Below are 15,252 nucleotides of genomic sequence, written 5' to 3' on the forward strand. Positions count from 1 at the left end.
GGGTTAGATCGCGTTGCGCAGGCTGAGGTTTTCCGGGTGCGGCTGCAGGTACAGCTGCCGCTCGATATAGGGATCGGGGTGTCGGCGCAAGTGATGCTTGAGCAAGGTCAGGGGTACCACCAGGGGCACGATGCCCTGGCGATACTGGCCGATGAGGTGCTGCATTTCCTGCTTGTCTTCGGCGCTGATGGCCTGCCGGAAGTAACCGCTCAGGTGCTGTAGCACATTGCTGTGGGTACCCCGGGTAGCGCATTGCCTCAAGGCGTTCATCAATTGGCTGAAATAGCGTGGGCCGACCTGTGCCGCATCCTGCCTGCCCATGCTGCCCAGCAGGTGGCCGAGGACCTTGTACTGCACCGGGTGATGGGCCATCAGCAGGTATTTGCAGCGGGCATGGAATTCGGTGAGGGCGCGGCGAGTCAGGCCTTGCTCGAGCAGGACCTGCCAGTCGCGGTAGACGTAGACCCGGGCCAGGAAGTTTTCCCGCAGCACCGGATCGTTGAGGCGTCCGGCTTCTTCCATTGGTAGGTCAGGGCGTCGCTCGCAGAAAACCCGCGCATATACACCACGGCCATCGCGCCGATGATGAGGCCCGCTGCCCTCGTAGACCTTGACCCGTTCCAGTCCGCAGGAGGGTGAATCCTGCATGAAGATGTAGCCGCACAGGTCGGTCATTTCGGCGGCCATCCGTTCGGCGTAGTCCTGTAGGGGGCGGGTGACATCCAGGGCTTGGTCCAGGGTCCCGATGGCCCGTGGCTGGTCGTTGCCCTGCACCAGTCTGATCGGTTCGCGAGGGATGCCCAGGCCGATGGCGACCTCCGGGCAAAGCGGCACCAGCTCGAAGTGCTCGGCGAGTACCCGGCTGCACAGGCGGGATTCCTTGTGGCCGCCGTTGTAGCGGACTTCGGCGCCGGCCAGGCAGGCGCTGATGGCGATTTTCGGCTTGGCGGTCATGGTTCGGCCTCCGGATACCTATACATAAAACGAAGCGTGTACAACTTTTTTCCATCATAGGTTTAAAGTTGTACAAGTCAAATTATTTGTACAGGTATTGGCGGCTACTCGCTGCGTTCAATGCCAGCCGATCCGCCATAGGCGGTCGTCTTTCAGGGCTTGCCAATCCAGGCGCTGGTTGCGGCAGCTGAGGACCGCCTGCAGCTGGACTTCCAGCACACGGCCTTCTTCATTGCAGAACAGTTTGGTGACGAGAAAATGCTTCTCGCGATGCTGCGGGTGGGCTGCTGTCCATTTCGACAGCAGCAATTTACGCGGGGCGATCCGGTTCACTGCAGGTTCGCGTGCAGTCTGCGAGCAGCCTCCTGGCCACTTAACCAGGCGCCCTCGACACGCCCGGACAGGCACCAGTCGCCGCAGGCGTACAGGCCCAGGTCGGCGTCGGCCAGGGCACCCCACTCGTGACTGGTAGCAGGCCGGGCATAGAGCCAGCGGTGCGCCAGGCTGAAGGCGGGAGCGGGCATGACGCTGTGCAGCAACTCGGCGAACGCGCCATGCAGCTGCTCGATCACGGCCTCCTTGGGCAGGTCGATGTGTTGTCGACTCCAGGTGCTGGAAGCGTGCAGGACCCAGGTGTCGAGGTGGCTATCACGCCCGGGTTTGCTGCGATTGCGGGCCAGCCAGTCCAGTGGGCTGTCCTGGACGAAACAGCCCTGCATCGGGGTTTCCAGGGGTGTTTCGAAGGCCAGGGCGACCGCCCAGGTCGGGTCCATCTTCACTCCGGCGGCGACTGCCGCCAGTTTCGGCGCGGCGGCCAGCAGGGCGGTGGCCTGTGGCGCCGGGGTGGCGATGATCACATGGCTGAACGGCCCATGGTTGGAGCCTTCGGCATCCTGCAGGTGCCAGTGCCGCTCGCCGCGAAAGACTTCGGTGATACGGCACGCGAAGTGCACTTCGAGGTCGCCGATCAGGGCGCGAGTGATGGCGCTCATGCGCGGCGCGCCGACCCAGCGGGTTTGCTCGTCGGGGGAAGGGCTGAGCTGGCCGGCATGGGAGTTGTAGAGCTGCGGTGTCCATTCGGCGACCCAGCCTTGGGCCTGCCAGCGCTGGACTTCGGTGACGAAGCGGCGATCGCGGGCGGTGAAGTACTGGGCTCCCAGGTCCAGGCTACCGGCGTCGCTGCGCTTGCTCGCCATGCGGCCACCGCTGCCATGGCTTTTGTCGAAGAGTTGGACGCAGTGCCCGGCGTCTCGAAGCGCCTGGGCGGCGGAGAGTCCGGCGATGCCGGTACCAATGATTGCAATGGGTACTGTCATAGGGGCCTCGTTTACCTTTTTGTACAGACTACGCCGCTGCCAAAACCTGTACAATGTTGTTCTTTGGTATAGCTTTCGGCGTCATCGGTTGTGCAGGTTGTCTATCGTTAAAACGCAGCCTGCCCGATTGAAAAGATCCCTGCTTATAAAAATAGACTAGGGATTCGGGTAAAACGCCACGCGAGGAACACGTCATGCATATCTTGCTGACCGGCGGTACTGGTTTGATCGGGCGGGCGTTATGTCGCCATTGGCTGGCCCAGGGGCACCAGTTGAGTGTATGGAGTCGCCAGCCCGATAAAGTTGCCGCCTTGTGCGGGCCCCAGGTACGGGCAGTCAAATCTTTGCAAGAGCTGGACCAGGCGCCGCTGGATGCGGTGATCAACCTGGCCGGCGCGCCCATAGCCGATCGTCCCTGGACCCACAAGCGCAAGGCGCTGCTGTGGGCCAGCCGCATCACCCTTACTGAAACCCTGCTGGCCTGGATCGAGAGCCGCGAGCAAAAGCCCCGGGTGCTGGTCTCCGGGTCTGCGGTGGGGTGGTATGGCGACGGTGGAGAACGGGAGCTGGCCGAGGACTCTCCGCCGGTCAGCGAAGATTTTGCCAGCCAGCTGTGCATCGCCTGGGAAGAAACCGCCCAGCGTGCAGAAGCCATGGGTGTGCGCGTGGTGCTGGTGCGCACCGGCCTGGTGCTGTCCGCCGACGGCGGCTTTTTGTCGCGCCTGCTGCTGCCGTTCAAGCTGGGCCTGGGTGGTCCGATCGGCAACGGTCGGCAGTGGATGCCGTGGATCCACATCGATGACCAAATCGCCCTGATTGATTTTCTTGTGCATCAGGATGCGGCACGGGGTCCTTATAATGCCTGCGCGCCGCAGCCCGTGCGTAACCGCGAGTTCGCCACCGCCCTGGGGCGAGTCCTGCGCCGGCCCGCATTGCTGCCGCTACCGGCCTTTGTCCTGCGCCTGGCGCTGGGCGAGTTGTCGCTGTTGCTGCTGGGAGGCCAACGTGCCGTGCCCGCGCGCTTGCTGGAAGCGGGCTTCACTTTCCAGTTCACCGATTTGCCCGCGGCCCTGGACGATGTGTCCAGCCGCCATTGAAATAGGACGTTGCATGACCGATCACGCGTTGCTTCTGGTCAATCTCGGTTCGCCGGCCTCCACCTCCGTGGCGGATGTGCGCAGCTACCTCAATCAGTTCCTCATGGACCCTTATGTGATCGACCTGCCCTGGCCGGTGCGGCGCCTGTTGGTGTCGCTGATCCTGATCAAGCGTCCGGCCCAGTCGGCCCATGCCTACCAATCGATCTGGTGGCAGGACGGTTCGCCGCTGGTGGTCATAAGCCAGCGCTTGCAGCGAGTGATGAGCGAGCAATGGAAGTGCGGGCCGGTGGAGCTGGCGATGCGCTACGGCGAGCCATCGATCGAATCGGCGCTGCTGAAATTGGCGGCCAAGGGGCAGCGCAAGATCACCCTGGCGCCGCTTTATCCCCAGTTCGCCGACAGCACCGTGACCACGGTGGTCGAAGAGGCGCGGCGGGTGATACGCGAGCACCGCCTGGATGTGCAGCTCAATGTATTGCAGCCTTTCTACGACGAACCCGAGTACATCGACGCCCTGGTCGCCAGTGTCAGGCCGCATCTGGAGCAATCCTTCGATCACCTGCTGCTGAGTTTCCACGGCTTGCCCGAGCGGCACCTGCAAAAGCTCAATCCGGGGCATAGCCTGGATGGCGCAGGTGACTGCTGCCAGGATGCCTCCCCGCAGGTGCTCGCCAAGTGTTATCGCGGCCAGTGTTTCCGCACGGCCAAGGCCTTCGCCGGGCAAATGGGCCTGGCTGACGAGCAATGGTCGGTGTCGTTCCAGTCGCGCCTGGGGCGGGCCAAGTGGATCGAGCCCTATACCGAGGCTCGGTTGGATGAGCTGGCGAAGCAGGGCGTGAAGAAGTTGCTGGTGATGTGCCCGGCCTTCGTCGCCGATTGCATCGAGACCCTGGAAGAGATCGGTGATCGTGGACGTGAGCAGTTTCGTGCCGCAGGGGGGGAGGACCTGGTGCTGGTCCCCTGCCTGAATGACGACCCGCAATGGGCCCAGGCCTTGAACGCCTTGTGCCTGCGGGCACCCCTGGCGCTATAGAGGTTTCGCCGGCCCGGCCCTCATTGATTGCAGGACCGGTCGGCGAAGGTGTTTTCAGATCAGGGGGTCGTCGGATTTCTTGTTCTTCCAGCCGTCGTTGCCCGGCAATATCAGGTTCAGGGCAATGGCGACGATGGCGCACAGGGCGATGCCCTTGAGGCCGAAGTCGTCCTGCCCGGTACCGCTACCCACCAGCATCCCGCCGATACCGAACACCAGGGTCACCGAGACGATCACCAGGTTGCGTGCCTCGCCCAGGTCGATCCTGTGGCGGATCAGGGTGTTCATGCCCACGGCGGCGATCGAACCGAACAGCAGGCAGAGGATCCCGCCCATCACCGGTACCGGGATGCTTTGCAGCAATGCGCCGAACTTGCCGATGAAGGCCAGGGAAATGGCGAATACCGCGGCCCAGGTCATGATCTTCGGGTTGTAGTTCTTGGTCAGCATCACCGCGCCCGTCACTTCGGCGTAGGTGGTATTGGGCGGGCCGCCGAACAGGCCGGCAGCGGTGGTGGCGATGCCGTCACCGAACAAGGTGCGGTGCAGGCCGGGCTTCTTCAGGTAGTCGCGACCGGTCACGCTGCCTACCGCGATCACCCCGCCGATATGCTCGATGGCCGGGGCCAGGGCCACCGGAACGATGAACAGGATTGCCTGCCAGTTGAACTCCGGTGCCGTGAAATGCGGCAACGCCAGCCACGGGGCGGCGGCGATCTTGGCGGTATCCACCACGCCGAAGTAGAACGACAGGGCGAAGCCCACCAGCACCCCGGAAATGATCGGTACCAGGCGGAAGATCCCCTTGCCGAACACCGCCACCACCAGGGTGGTGAGCAGCGCCGGCATCGAGATCATCATGGCGGTCTGGTAATGGATCAGCTCGCTGCCATCGCCCGCCTTGCCCATGGCCATGTTGGCGGCGATGGGAGCCATGGCCAGGCCGATGGAGATGATCACCGGGCCGATCACTACCGGCGGCAGCAGGCGATCGATGAAACCGGTGCCTTTGATCTTCACCGCCAGGCCGAGGAAGGTATAGACGAAGCCTGCCGCCATCACCCCGCCCATGGTCGCGGCCAGGCCGAACTGGCCCTTGGCGAGGATGATCGGGGTAATGAAGGCGAAGCTCGAAGCCAGGAACACCGGTACCTGGCGACCGGTGACCAGTTGGAACAACAGAGTCCCAAGACCCGCCGTGAACAGCGCCACGTTGGGGTCAAGACCGGTGATCAGCGGCATCAACACCAAGGCGCCAAAGGCTACGAAGAGCATCTGGGCGCCAGACAACACCTGGCGCCAGAGCGGATCGTTGAACTCATCCTGCATGATCAGGAGTCCTTCTGCTTGGTGCCGAAGATCTTGTCACCGGCATCACCCAGGCCAGGAATGATGTAGCCATGCTCGTTGAGTTTCTGGTCGATGGACGCGGTGTAGATGGTCACGTCCGGGTGAGCCTGCTGGACGACGGCGATGCCTTCGGGAGCGGCCACCAGGACCATGGCGCGGATGTCCCGGCAACCGGCTTTCTTCAGCAGGTCGATGGTGGCGACCATGGAACTGCCGGTCGCCAGCATTGGGTCGATGATCATCGCCAGGCGCTCGTCGATTTCCGGTACCAGTTTTTCCAGGTAGGTGTGGGCCTGCAGGGTTTCCTCGTTGCGGGCCACGCCCACGGCGCTGACCTTGGCGCCCGGGATCAGGCTCAGCACGCCTTCGAGCATGCCGATGCCGGCACGCAGGATAGGCACCACAGTGATCTTCTTGCCGGCGATCTTTTCCACCTGGACGGGGCCGCACCAGCCTGGAATCTCATAGCTTTCCAGGGGCAGGTCCTTGGTGGCTTCGTACGTCAGCAGGGCGCCGACTTCCTGAGCGAGTTCGCGAAAATTCTTCGTGCTAATGTCTGCGCGGCGCATAAGGCCAAGTTTATGACGGATCAGCGGATGGCGGATCTCATGGATGGGCATAGGGAAAGGCTCCGGCGGCGGGCAAAAAAACCGGCCTAGATTAATCTATCCGGGGTTGATGTCCTATAGACATGAAGTACGTTAGTCCAGAAACGCTTGATCTGACCGGGCCGGATGCGTACCTTTGCCCGCTTTTCCGAAACTGCCACCCCCCTGGAGAGCGCCATGTCCGCTGATCTCGAGCATATCCGTCAAATCATGCGCGAGGCTGACTGCCTGTACACCGAAGCTGAAGTCGAGGCGGCCATCGCCCGGATCGGTGCACAAATCACTGAAGAACTGGCTGAGCGTAATCCGGTGGTGTTCTGTGTCATGAACGGCGGGCTGATCTTCGCTGGCAAGTTGCTGACGCACCTGCGTTTTCCCCTGGAAGCCTCCTATCTGCATGCGACCCGGTATCGCAACGGAACCAGCGGTGGCGAGCTGTTCTGGAAGTCCAAGCCGGAAATCTCCTTCATCGACCGCGACGTGCTGATCATCGACGACATCCTCGACGAAGGGCACACCCTGACCGCCATCATCGATTTCTGCCACCATGCCGGCGCCCGCGCCGTGCATACCGCGGTACTGATCGACAAGGATCATGACCGCAAGGCCCGTCCCGACCTCAAGGCCAACTACATGGGCCTGCCCTGCGTCGACCGTTATGTCTTCGGCTACGGCATGGACTACAAGGGCTACTGGCGCAACGCCGCCGGCATCTATGCCGTGAAGGGCCTGTAAGACATGGCCGGGCCGAGCTTTCTCGATCAAGCGTTGTTCAGCGACCTGGCAGAGAAGGCCGCGGCCAACCCCCGTGGTCGCCAGCACCACAACTTCCACGCCATGGAAGAGCCCTGCCATCGCCTGGCGGTGGGGTTGCAGCCCTCGACCTATATCCCGCCCCATCGCCACCTGAGTGCCGATAAAGCCGAGACCTTGCTGGTGCTCAAGGGCCGCCTGGGCCTGTTGGTCTTCGACGAGGCCGGCCAGGTCCAGGACAAGCGCGAGCTGCAGGCCGGCGGCGACTGCGTTGGCGTGGATCTACCGGCTGGGGTGTTCCATGGCCTGGTGGCCCTGGAGCCCGATAGCCTGATGTTCGAATGCAAGGCCGGGCCTTATCGTGCGTTGAATGCGAACGAACAAGCGACCTGGGCGCCCCGCGAAGGCGAGCCCGGCGTAGCCGAATACCTGGCCTGGATGCGCGCGCAGTTCGACTGACCCGCCCGCGATCCTGCCAAGGGGTGAATCACTGAAGGCGGCGCTTTCCCCCGGGGAACGCCGCCTTCGGCATTGATGGCCGCCTGGTGGCTGCAATATCCGGGGAAAGCCGTGCTAGAGTGCTCGGCCCTTGCCTGGAGCCTGTCATGAGCCTGTTGATTCGCAGTAGCGCAGTCCTTCTTCTGAGCTTGAGCCTGCCCCTGGCGGCCGCCCCGGCGCCCTTGCATGGGCAGTTCCTGCCGCCGGACGACCTGACCCTGCGCGATGCGGTGCCTGAACAACAGCAACTGCTGCAGGTCACCGAATATTCGGTGGTCATCGGCAGCCAGCGCCAGTCCAACCAGCAGCCGATTCCGGTAACTTCGCCGGTCTGGGTGCGGCTCAAGGGCAAGCCCTTGAACAAGGGCGCCACCATCAGCCAGGTATTGGTCAGCTTCGATGGCGAAAGCAAAAGCCTGAAAAAACCGCAATACGATGCCCAGAGCCGAACCCTGACCCTCTATTACCCGCTGGCCCAGTACCGGGCGGTGATGGACCTGCTGCGCAACGACACCGTGTATTGCCAGTTCCTCAGCTATGCCAACGGCCACATCTGGGCCGACCTGCATACCGGCAGCGTGCGTCCGCGTTGAGGCTGGAGGCGGGCTGGAGGTAAACTGCCCGCCCTGTGAAATGTCTGCGAGCTGGAGTCGGCGATGCGTAAAGATAAGAAACAAGTGATTGGTGACGAGATCGGTGATGAGCAGGTCAAGTTGTTCCTCGATTTCGAACCGGCCGATGCCACCTCGCCGTCCCTGCACAAGCTGATCAAGGCCTATCGCGGCCTGCGTATCGATGACTTCGAGCGCTTCCTGGGCTTTTTCGTCGCCGCCGGTTACGACCTGGACGGCCGGGACGAGCAGGGCAAGACCTTCGTCGAGCTGATCCGTGACCAGCGCAACGGCGCCGACTACATCGAACTGCTGGACAAGGCCCGCGGCTGATTGCGCTTTGTCCGGTGTGCCGAAGCTATTGGCCAGGCATAAAAAAACGCCCCGTCCTGCAAAGGACGGGGCGTTTTTCATGGTCGCGGCTCAAGCGTAGCTTTCGGTTTCCTTGCTTGGCTCCACCAGCTCCAGGCGCAGATTGTTCTCGCTGTTGATCTTGCGATACAGCGCGGCGTCGGTAGCCAGGACCTTTTCCCTTGCCGGGAAGATTTCCTTGAGCTTGGCGGCCCATTCGCCGCTGGTCTTGGCCGGGAAGCAGCGTTCGATCAGTTCCAGCATGATCGATACGGTCACCGAGGCGCCAGGTGAGGCGCCCAGCAGGGCGGCCAGGGAACCGTCCTTGGCGGCCACCAATTCGGTGCCGAACTGCAGGATGCCGCCTTTTTTCGGATCCTTCTTGATGATCTGCACCCGCTGGCCGGCCACTTCCAGGCGCCAGTCCTCGGCCTTGGCTTCAGGATAGAACCGACGCAGGGATTCCAGGCGCTGCTCCATGGACTGCATGACTTCGCTGACCAGGTACTTGGTCAGGTCCATATTGTCGCGAGCTACGGCCAGCATCGGGCCGATGTTGCCGGCGCGAACCGACATCGGCAGGTCCAGGAACGAACCGTGCTTGAGGAACTTGGTAGTGAAGCCGGCATAAGGTCCGAACAGCAGGGATTTCTTGCCATCGACCACGCGGGTATCCAGGTGCGGTACGGACATCGGTGGCGAACCCACGGCGGCCTGGCTGTAGACCTTGGCCTGGTGGTGCTTGACCACTTCCGGGTTGTCGCAGCGCAGCCACTGGCCGCTGACCGGGAAGCCGCCGAAGCCCTTGCTCTCCTCGATGCCCGAAGCCTGCAGCAACGGCAGGGCCGCGCCGCCGGCGCCGAGGAAGACGAACTTGGCGTCGACTTCGCGGGTGTTGCCGCTGTTGACGTCCTTGATGCTCACGGTCCAGCCGCTGGCCTTGTTGCGCTTGAGGCCGGTGACGCGCTTGCAGTACTTGACCTGGGCGTCGGGGGCGCTGGTCAGGTGCTTGAGCAACTGGTTGGTCAGGGCGCCGAAGTTGACGTCGGTACCGTTGATGACCCGGGTGGCGGCGATGGTTTCATCCGCCGGGCGGCCCGGCATCATCAGCGGCATCCACTCGGCCATCTTGGCCTTGTCCTCGGTGTACTCCATGTCCGCGAAGGCATGGTGCTGGCTCAGCACTTCATGGCGCTTCTTGAGGTAGGCGACACCCTTGTCGCCCTGGACGAAGCTCAGGTGCGGCACCGGATTGATGAAGGACCTGGACGAGCCGAAGGTGCCTTTGCGGGTCAGGTAGGACCAGAACTGCTTCGACACCTCGAACTGGGTGTTGATGTGCACGGCTTTCTTGATATCGATGCTGCCATCGGCGGCCTGCGGCGTGTAGTTCAGCTCACAGAGGCCGGCGTGGCCGGTACCGGCGTTGTTCCACGGGTTGGAACTCTCCGCGGCACCCGAATCCATCAGCTCGACGACTTCCAGCTTGATCGCGGGGTCGAGCTCCTTGAGCAGTACAGCGAGGGTGGCACTCATGATGCCGGCCCCGACCAATACAACGTCTACTGCTTCGTTATGCGCCATTAACGCGTCTCCAAAATCTGCAGCACCAAATTGACGGCATGGCTGCCAGGAGTGACGGGGCGATTCACGTGGTGCCCCAGGTTACCCATGGCCAGGATTGCCATGTCCGAGTCTTCGCAATTCTTTGCAACTTCTGCGGACGCTACCAACCGGGCCTCAAGGTGCATATGAACGCATCTCGGGGAGCCTCGGGGCAATTCGACTTATGGTCGATACATCCGCCAGTGCAACCAAATCCGTCAGCGGACAGGCTTCAAGCTTCAGCTCTCGAGGAGCGCTCGGACCTGTGTAATCGGGCTGTTGTAGAGGCTAATGGTGCCAGTTCAGACGCAAAACTATTCATTTGCTCGCCACACTCTTGTGAAGTTGTGAAAACCCGTTTTTTCACGCTCTTTTGAAGACGTGAACCTCAAAAAGGGCTGCCTCGGCCTGGCACCTGGCCCGAGCGGTGGTACCGGCATGACAGGGGCATGCGGGCACGACGGGCGAACAGCATAAGTGTCCGAGCAATGGCAGCTCTGCAGATTCGTGAAAAGTGGAGGGTTGCAAGGTGGGACAACAGCAAGCACGCCAGCTTCACTCGATCTGTGTGGGCGGCTCTCTGTGGGCGGTGCGGGGTGCCAAGGCAGTGGCGTTGGCGGTACTGCGAGGCCCGATCAGGAGACGTCCTTATAATCGGGGGGAGATTGTAACGAAGAAATGTGCAGAAATGATCCTGTTTCGCGACTTTTATTAGGCTTTTGGTCAGGTGGCCAGTATCGGTCGCGCCCCGGTGACCACGCTGCGCGGGCTCACGCGGGCGCTGGCGGGCAGCATCTGGTGCAGCCAGTTCAGGCGGATCTCCTGGATTTCCACCCAGCCGTCGCCGACAGGTGCCTCGATACTGTGGCGAAATGCCTGGCAGCGGCCCTGGCAATCCAGCAGGGCGAAGCTACGGAACTCATGGCGTGGAGCGAACAGGGAGCGAAGGAGCTTCATGACCAGGCACCTAGTGTGTCATTGACGATAAGCATGCCGCCGAGCCGTTACATCATCGTGTATTACGGGTGAACGGCAGGTTACAGGAACCTGCTTGTACGGGACCTGTCCGAGTGATGACTTAAGTCCCCGGCAATGCTGGTTTGCCGCTGTCGTGCACCGCTATACTGCGGGCCTGTTTGTGCCTGATTCCTGGAGAAATGAGCATGTTGCAACGCCTGTTGTTCGGTTTGATCACTGTGGCCAGCCTGTCGCTGGCAGGCTGCGCCCACAGCCCGCAACAACTCACTCCGGAGCCCAAGCTCACCTCCCAGCTGGCGCCAGTGGGCCATGGCCAGCCGGTGGTGGTGAGGGTGGTCGATGGCCGTTCGTCCCCTGTATTGGGCACACGTGGTGGCCTGTACCCTGAAACCAGCTCGATCACCGTGCAGGGCGCGCAGATCCTGCCCAAGCTGCAGGCCCAGGCCGAAGCTGCGGTGCGCCTGCTGGGCTTTACCCCGACCACCGGTGGCAGCAATGCCCCCCAGTTGACCGTGACCCTGGCCGAGCTCAAGTATCAATCGCCCAAGGAAGGCATGTACGTGACCGAGGCGACCATCGGTGCGACCTTCCGCTCCGATGTGCAGAACGCCAACCGCCGCTACAGCGGCCGCTATGGTGCTTCCCTGGACCAGCGCTTCGGCATGGCGCCGAACCAGGACACCAACACCAAGCTGGTGGGCGACGTACTGAGCGACGCGCTGACCCGTCTGTTCAAGGACCCGAGCATCGGCCAGATCCTCGGCGAGTGATGCGCGCCCTGTAGCTGCCGTCGCCGGCTGCGAGCAAGCCCACACGGACTTGTTTGACGCTATAAGCCGACAGATGCAAAAAAGCCCGGGTCCCTTGGACGCCGGGCTTTTTCGTTGCCTGTCGGGCAGTGCTTCACGCCGCTTCGACGTAGAGGTCCAGCACGCTGACGCCGGTCAGCAGGTCGGTCTCCGGCAAGTCCGCGTGTTGATGCCCGCCAAGGGCGCAATACACCAGCCAATGGCGATCCTGGACGTTGAAGGCCAGGGCTCCGACCAGCGCCTGCTGTTCCTCGCTAGGGGCGATCAGGTAGAGGCGGTCCTGGTTTTCTGCATGCAACATGACAAGCTCCGTGGGGCATCGAGGGGCGACAGACTGGCTTGTTCAGATGACGAAAAGATGACGATCTAAATTAATTGCCCGGTGCCTCGTTACTGGTCGGAAAGGTCCGCGGGGCCGCCCGGGGATTGAGTAGAATCCGCGCCGCGGGCGCACTCGACGGCCCGAACACCGGTCTTTTTCGAGGTTCATGATGTCGTTGCAAATGTTCTGGTCGATGTTCAGTGCCCATCCCGGCAAGCTGATCAACCTGTTCGCCCTGCTATTGGCCTGCCCGGGCAGCTGGCTGCTGCACGCCACTCGTCGCCGCGAGCAGCGGGCCCTGGCCAACCTGGCAGTCCAGAGTGAAGAACGGGCGGTGGACCAGCCCATGCTGATGCTCGACCCGGCCACCCTGCGCATCAACCGCTTCTTCTATCGTTTCGGTTTCGCCTGCCTGGGCCTGGCGCTGCTGGTGTCCTGGATCAGCACGCGGTACTGATCGCCCACCTGGCAACGGATACGACAACGGCGCCCGCAGGCGCCGTTGTGCTTTAGCAGCCCGGGCTCTACAGCGCCAGGCCGGCCTTGACCCGATACTGGTTGCGGACCGGGGTCGCATACTGCAGCACCAGGTAGGGGCGATGCTCCGGCGGGCATTCTTGCAGGCGACGCTGCCATTCCTGCTCGGCCTTGGCCAGTTCCTGGGCCGGGAACACCTCGGCGGCGCTGGGCACCTGCAGCTGCGGATCGGCGTCGCTCCACTGGGCATAGGCCAGGTAGTGCACCGGGAACAGCCGGTAGCCGCCGAGGATCTGCCGATCCATTTCCATGGCCAGTTGCTTGGTATCTTCGAACTTTTCGCTGATGGGCGTGGCGAAGTTCACGTGGACCCGGCCCTTGTAGCCGGTGATGCCCTTGGCGATGCTCACGTCGTCTTCCCCCGGTGCCTTGGTGTAGCTGCCGGTGGTGGCGCGGATATACAGCTCCCGGGCCTTGGCCTGGTCGCAAGGGTCGTATTCGTAGCTGATGGACACCGGCGTCAGGTTCAGTGACTGGATCACTTCGCCGAACGGTTCATCCTTGCGGCTCATGTGGAACATCTTGAGGATCGCCGACTCGGTACGGTCGTCGCCGTCCTTGGCCCGGCCCTCGGCCTGGGCGATCCAGATCGACTGGCCGTCGTTGCGGATCGAGTGGTTGATGTAGGCCGACAACAGTTGGTAGGCCGCGAGCTTTTCCCTCCGCCCGCTGAGGGAGCGATGCACGATGAAGCTCTTGTTCAGGCGCATCAGATCGCTGACGAACGGTTTCTGCAGCAGGTTGTCACCGATGGCGATGCGTGGGGTCGGCAGGCCGGCGTGATAGACCGCATAGTTGACGAACGCCGGGTCCATGACGATATCGCGATGGTTGGCCAGGAACACGTAGGCGGTTCCCGACTTGAATTGCTCGACGCCGGTATAGGTCACGCCGTCGGTGGCGCGCTCGATGGTGTGGTCGACATAGAACTCGACCTTGTCCTGCAAGGTCGCCACCGAGGTGATGCCGGCGAATTCGCGGCGCAGGCGGTGAGCGATCAGGGGCTTGAGCAGCCAACCGAAAGTGTTGGCAAAACGCGGGAAGCGAAAGTGGGTGAGGATATCTAGGAATGCCTTGTCGCTGAGCAGCCGGGCCAGCACCGCTGGTACTTCGCTGTCGTGGTAAGGTCGGATGGCATCGAATTCGCCCATCATGCTCTCTTGTTGGAAACGGCTAGGGTAAGAAGAAGGTTCGGATCGAAAAAAAGCCGGGCGCGGTCTGAAGATTCAGCTCAAGCATTAAAGCCCTGCAAATAGACCGGCGATTATACGCATAAGTCACTCGGGAGACCGCGATGCTGGAAACCGACCATTATCAATGTCCTTACTGCGGCGAACAGGCAGAGGCGGTGCTGGATCTGTCCGCCGGCGACCAGACCTATATCGAGGACTGCCCGGTTTGTTGCCGGCCCATCGTGTTCACGCTGCAGACCGATGGCCAGGAATGGATGCTGGATGTGCACGCGGAAAACGACTGAACCTGGGGGAGTGGTGCTTATGCAGCGGATCTACGAGCCGGAAAATCTGATGGAAGGCGAACTGCTCCAGCGCATGCTGGCCAGCGAGGGCATCGAGGCGCACCTGCAGGGACGCGACTTGTTGGGCGGGGCAGGGGAGTTGCCGGTCTTCGGGCTGTTGGCGCTGTCGGTGGAAAACCACGAGGCGCAGCGCGCGCGGGAACTGATCGCTGCGTACAATGCCGCCCTGCCGTTGCCCTTCGAAGAGCCGGAGGGTTTTGCCGGCGTGCTGGTCTGTTAGGCTGAGCGCCGATTTGCCGAGAGTCGTATTGCCCCATGTGTGGACGTTATGCCCTGTTTCGCTGGAACCCCGCCTTCGCGGCCTTGCCGGGATTTCCCGCGGACCAGCGGGCCCAATGGAATATTTCGCCGAATGATTCGGTGCTGATCCAGCGCTTGGAGAACGACCAGCGTACCCTGGCCAGGGCTCGCTGGGGCTTGACCCCGGCCTGGTTGACCGACCTGTCCCGTACCCCGGCCCACGCCCGGGCAGAAACCCTGGCCGAGCAACCGATGTTCCGCCAGGCGTTTCGCGAACGGCGCTGCCTGCTGCCGGCCAACGGTTTCTATGAATGGCGCGGAGGCAGCCGCAAGCGTCCCTACTGGCTGACGCCGGGGGAAGGGTCGTCGATCTTCTTCGCTGCGATCTGGGAGGCGTACCCGGTGCAGGAGCAGGTCTGGTTGAGCACCGCGGTGGTGACCCAGGCGGCTTCTACCCTGCGCCGCCCGCTGATCCTCGACGTTGCCGGCCAGGATGCCTGGCTGGATCCGCAGACTCCCCTGCATGTCCTGCACGCCTTGCTGGCCAGCCCGCCCGCAGCCTTGCGCGAGCGGGTCCTGGCCAACCTGGTCAACGATCCCAAGCTCAATGGGCCGGAGTGCCTGACCCCCGCTTGAGGCCGGGGCGAGGC

General features: G+C 62.6%; 20 protein-coding genes. 11 read left to right on the forward strand and 9 right to left on the reverse strand.

What is annotated here, in order from left to right; all coding sequences use genetic code 11:
* Nucleotides 1-3 precede the first annotated feature (3 nt).
* The 3 genes from AC3WK8_RS02265 to AC3WK8_RS02275 all read right to left on the reverse strand — a co-directional run bounded on the left by AC3WK8_RS02265 (nucleotide 4) and on the right by AC3WK8_RS02275 (nucleotide 2,270).
* The gene (locus tag AC3WK8_RS02265) at nucleotides 4-954 is read right to left on the reverse strand and encodes a YbgA family protein (RefSeq protein ID WP_103324065.1); all 951 of its coding nucleotides are present in this window, start codon (nucleotides 952-954) and stop codon (nucleotides 4-6) included.
* Nucleotides 955-1,071: 117 nt separating this feature from the next.
* Complete coding sequence (locus tag AC3WK8_RS02270; protein WP_085594770.1) at nucleotides 1,072-1,287, reverse strand: TIGR02450 family Trp-rich protein; 216 nt, start codon at nucleotides 1,285-1,287, stop codon at nucleotides 1,072-1,074.
* The gene (locus AC3WK8_RS02275) at nucleotides 1,284-2,270 is read right to left on the reverse strand and encodes an NAD(P)/FAD-dependent oxidoreductase (RefSeq protein ID WP_085594772.1); all 987 of its coding nucleotides are present in this window, start codon (nucleotides 2,268-2,270) and stop codon (nucleotides 1,284-1,286) included. Before AC3WK8_RS02275 ends, AC3WK8_RS02270 begins: the two co-directional genes overlap by 4 nt.
* A 194-nt stretch (nucleotides 2,271-2,464) precedes the next feature.
* Here AC3WK8_RS02275 and AC3WK8_RS02280 point away from each other — a divergent pair, with 194 nt between their 5' ends.
* Entirely contained in the window at nucleotides 2,465-3,367 is a 903-nt protein-coding gene (locus tag AC3WK8_RS02280; RefSeq protein ID WP_085594784.1) for a TIGR01777 family oxidoreductase, read from the forward strand.
* Nucleotides 3,368-3,380: 13 nt separating this feature from the next.
* Nucleotides 3,381-4,403, forward strand: coding sequence for a ferrochelatase (hemH, locus tag AC3WK8_RS02285; RefSeq protein WP_085594785.1), 1,023 nt, complete (start codon nucleotides 3,381-3,383; stop codon nucleotides 4,401-4,403).
* Between the two features lie 54 nt (nucleotides 4,404-4,457).
* On the opposite strand, the gene AC3WK8_RS02290 is transcribed toward hemH, so the two are convergent.
* Nucleotides 4,458-5,732: a uracil-xanthine permease family protein gene (locus AC3WK8_RS02290; RefSeq protein ID WP_022640874.1), complete on the reverse strand. Its 1,275-nt coding sequence runs from the start codon at nucleotides 5,730-5,732 to the stop codon at nucleotides 4,458-4,460.
* Nucleotides 5,733-5,734: 2 nt separating this feature from the next.
* Nucleotides 5,735-6,373 (reverse strand): uracil phosphoribosyltransferase, encoded by a 639-nt coding sequence (gene upp / locus AC3WK8_RS02295; RefSeq protein ID WP_022640873.1) that lies wholly within the window; start codon nucleotides 6,371-6,373, stop codon nucleotides 5,735-5,737.
* Nucleotides 6,374-6,538: 165 nt separating this feature from the next.
* Between upp and AC3WK8_RS02300 the strand changes: the two genes are divergently transcribed.
* The 4 genes from AC3WK8_RS02300 to AC3WK8_RS02315 all read left to right on the forward strand — a co-directional run bounded on the left by AC3WK8_RS02300 (nucleotide 6,539) and on the right by AC3WK8_RS02315 (nucleotide 8,556).
* Nucleotides 6,539-7,096, forward strand: coding sequence for a hypoxanthine-guanine phosphoribosyltransferase (locus AC3WK8_RS02300; protein ID WP_031320504.1), 558 nt, complete (start codon nucleotides 6,539-6,541; stop codon nucleotides 7,094-7,096).
* A gap of 3 nt (nucleotides 7,097-7,099) precedes the next feature.
* The gene (locus AC3WK8_RS02305) at nucleotides 7,100-7,573 is read left to right on the forward strand and encodes a WbuC family cupin fold metalloprotein (protein ID WP_085594786.1); all 474 of its coding nucleotides are present in this window, start codon (nucleotides 7,100-7,102) and stop codon (nucleotides 7,571-7,573) included.
* A 146-nt stretch (nucleotides 7,574-7,719) separates the two neighbouring features.
* Nucleotides 7,720-8,205 carry a hypothetical protein gene (locus AC3WK8_RS02310; RefSeq protein WP_103324064.1) on the forward strand — a complete coding sequence of 162 codons (486 nt, stop codon included), beginning with the start codon at nucleotides 7,720-7,722 and terminating at the stop codon, nucleotides 8,203-8,205.
* Between the two features lie 63 nt (nucleotides 8,206-8,268).
* Nucleotides 8,269-8,556, forward strand: coding sequence for a PA4642 family protein (locus AC3WK8_RS02315; RefSeq protein ID WP_085594787.1), 288 nt, complete (start codon nucleotides 8,269-8,271; stop codon nucleotides 8,554-8,556).
* 90 nt (nucleotides 8,557-8,646) lie between these two features.
* On the opposite strand, the gene mqo is transcribed toward AC3WK8_RS02315, so the two are convergent.
* Both mqo and AC3WK8_RS02325 read right to left on the reverse strand, forming a co-directional pair.
* Nucleotides 8,647-10,158: a malate dehydrogenase (quinone) gene (mqo, locus tag AC3WK8_RS02320; RefSeq protein WP_103324063.1), complete on the reverse strand. Its 1,512-nt coding sequence runs from the start codon at nucleotides 10,156-10,158 to the stop codon at nucleotides 8,647-8,649.
* Nucleotides 10,159-10,902: 744 nt separating this feature from the next.
* A complete protein-coding gene (locus AC3WK8_RS02325) occupies nucleotides 10,903-11,136 on the reverse strand; it encodes a hypothetical protein (protein ID WP_103324062.1) in 234 nt (77 codons plus the stop codon).
* 206 nt (nucleotides 11,137-11,342) lie between these two features.
* Between AC3WK8_RS02325 and AC3WK8_RS02330 the strand changes: the two genes are divergently transcribed.
* Nucleotides 11,343-11,927 carry a YajG family lipoprotein gene (locus tag AC3WK8_RS02330; protein WP_022640866.1) on the forward strand — a complete coding sequence of 195 codons (585 nt, stop codon included), beginning with the start codon at nucleotides 11,343-11,345 and terminating at the stop codon, nucleotides 11,925-11,927.
* A 133-nt stretch (nucleotides 11,928-12,060) separates the two neighbouring features.
* Here AC3WK8_RS02330 and AC3WK8_RS02335 read toward each other — a convergent pair whose 3' ends face one another.
* Complete coding sequence (locus tag AC3WK8_RS02335) at nucleotides 12,061-12,267, reverse strand: hypothetical protein (RefSeq protein WP_085594790.1); 207 nt, start codon at nucleotides 12,265-12,267, stop codon at nucleotides 12,061-12,063.
* A gap of 190 nt (nucleotides 12,268-12,457) precedes the next feature.
* Between AC3WK8_RS02335 and AC3WK8_RS02340 the strand changes: the two genes are divergently transcribed.
* Entirely contained in the window at nucleotides 12,458-12,745 is a 288-nt protein-coding gene (locus AC3WK8_RS02340; protein ID WP_178087984.1) for a hypothetical protein, read from the forward strand.
* Between the two features lie 67 nt (nucleotides 12,746-12,812).
* Here AC3WK8_RS02340 and AC3WK8_RS02345 read toward each other — a convergent pair whose 3' ends face one another.
* Nucleotides 12,813-13,979: a 1-acyl-sn-glycerol-3-phosphate acyltransferase gene (locus AC3WK8_RS02345; RefSeq protein ID WP_053132005.1), complete on the reverse strand. Its 1,167-nt coding sequence runs from the start codon at nucleotides 13,977-13,979 to the stop codon at nucleotides 12,813-12,815.
* A gap of 140 nt (nucleotides 13,980-14,119) precedes the next feature.
* Here AC3WK8_RS02345 and AC3WK8_RS02350 point away from each other — a divergent pair, with 140 nt between their 5' ends.
* The 3 genes from AC3WK8_RS02350 to AC3WK8_RS02360 are packed head-to-tail and all read left to right on the forward strand — an operon-like array spanning nucleotide 14,120 to nucleotide 15,238.
* On the forward strand, nucleotides 14,120-14,302 hold the full coding sequence (locus AC3WK8_RS02350; RefSeq protein WP_022640863.1) for a CPXCG motif-containing cysteine-rich protein: 183 nt from the start codon (nucleotides 14,120-14,122) through the stop codon (nucleotides 14,300-14,302).
* A 19-nt stretch (nucleotides 14,303-14,321) separates the two neighbouring features.
* Nucleotides 14,322-14,582, forward strand: coding sequence for a putative signal transducing protein (locus AC3WK8_RS02355; RefSeq protein WP_022640862.1), 261 nt, complete (start codon nucleotides 14,322-14,324; stop codon nucleotides 14,580-14,582).
* A gap of 35 nt (nucleotides 14,583-14,617) precedes the next feature.
* A complete protein-coding gene (locus tag AC3WK8_RS02360) occupies nucleotides 14,618-15,238 on the forward strand; it encodes an SOS response-associated peptidase (protein ID WP_103324060.1) in 621 nt (206 codons plus the stop codon).
* The last annotated feature ends 14 nt before the right edge of the window (nucleotides 15,239-15,252 follow it).

It is taken from the genome of Pseudomonas sp. FW507-12TSA, from assembly GCF_058781435.1.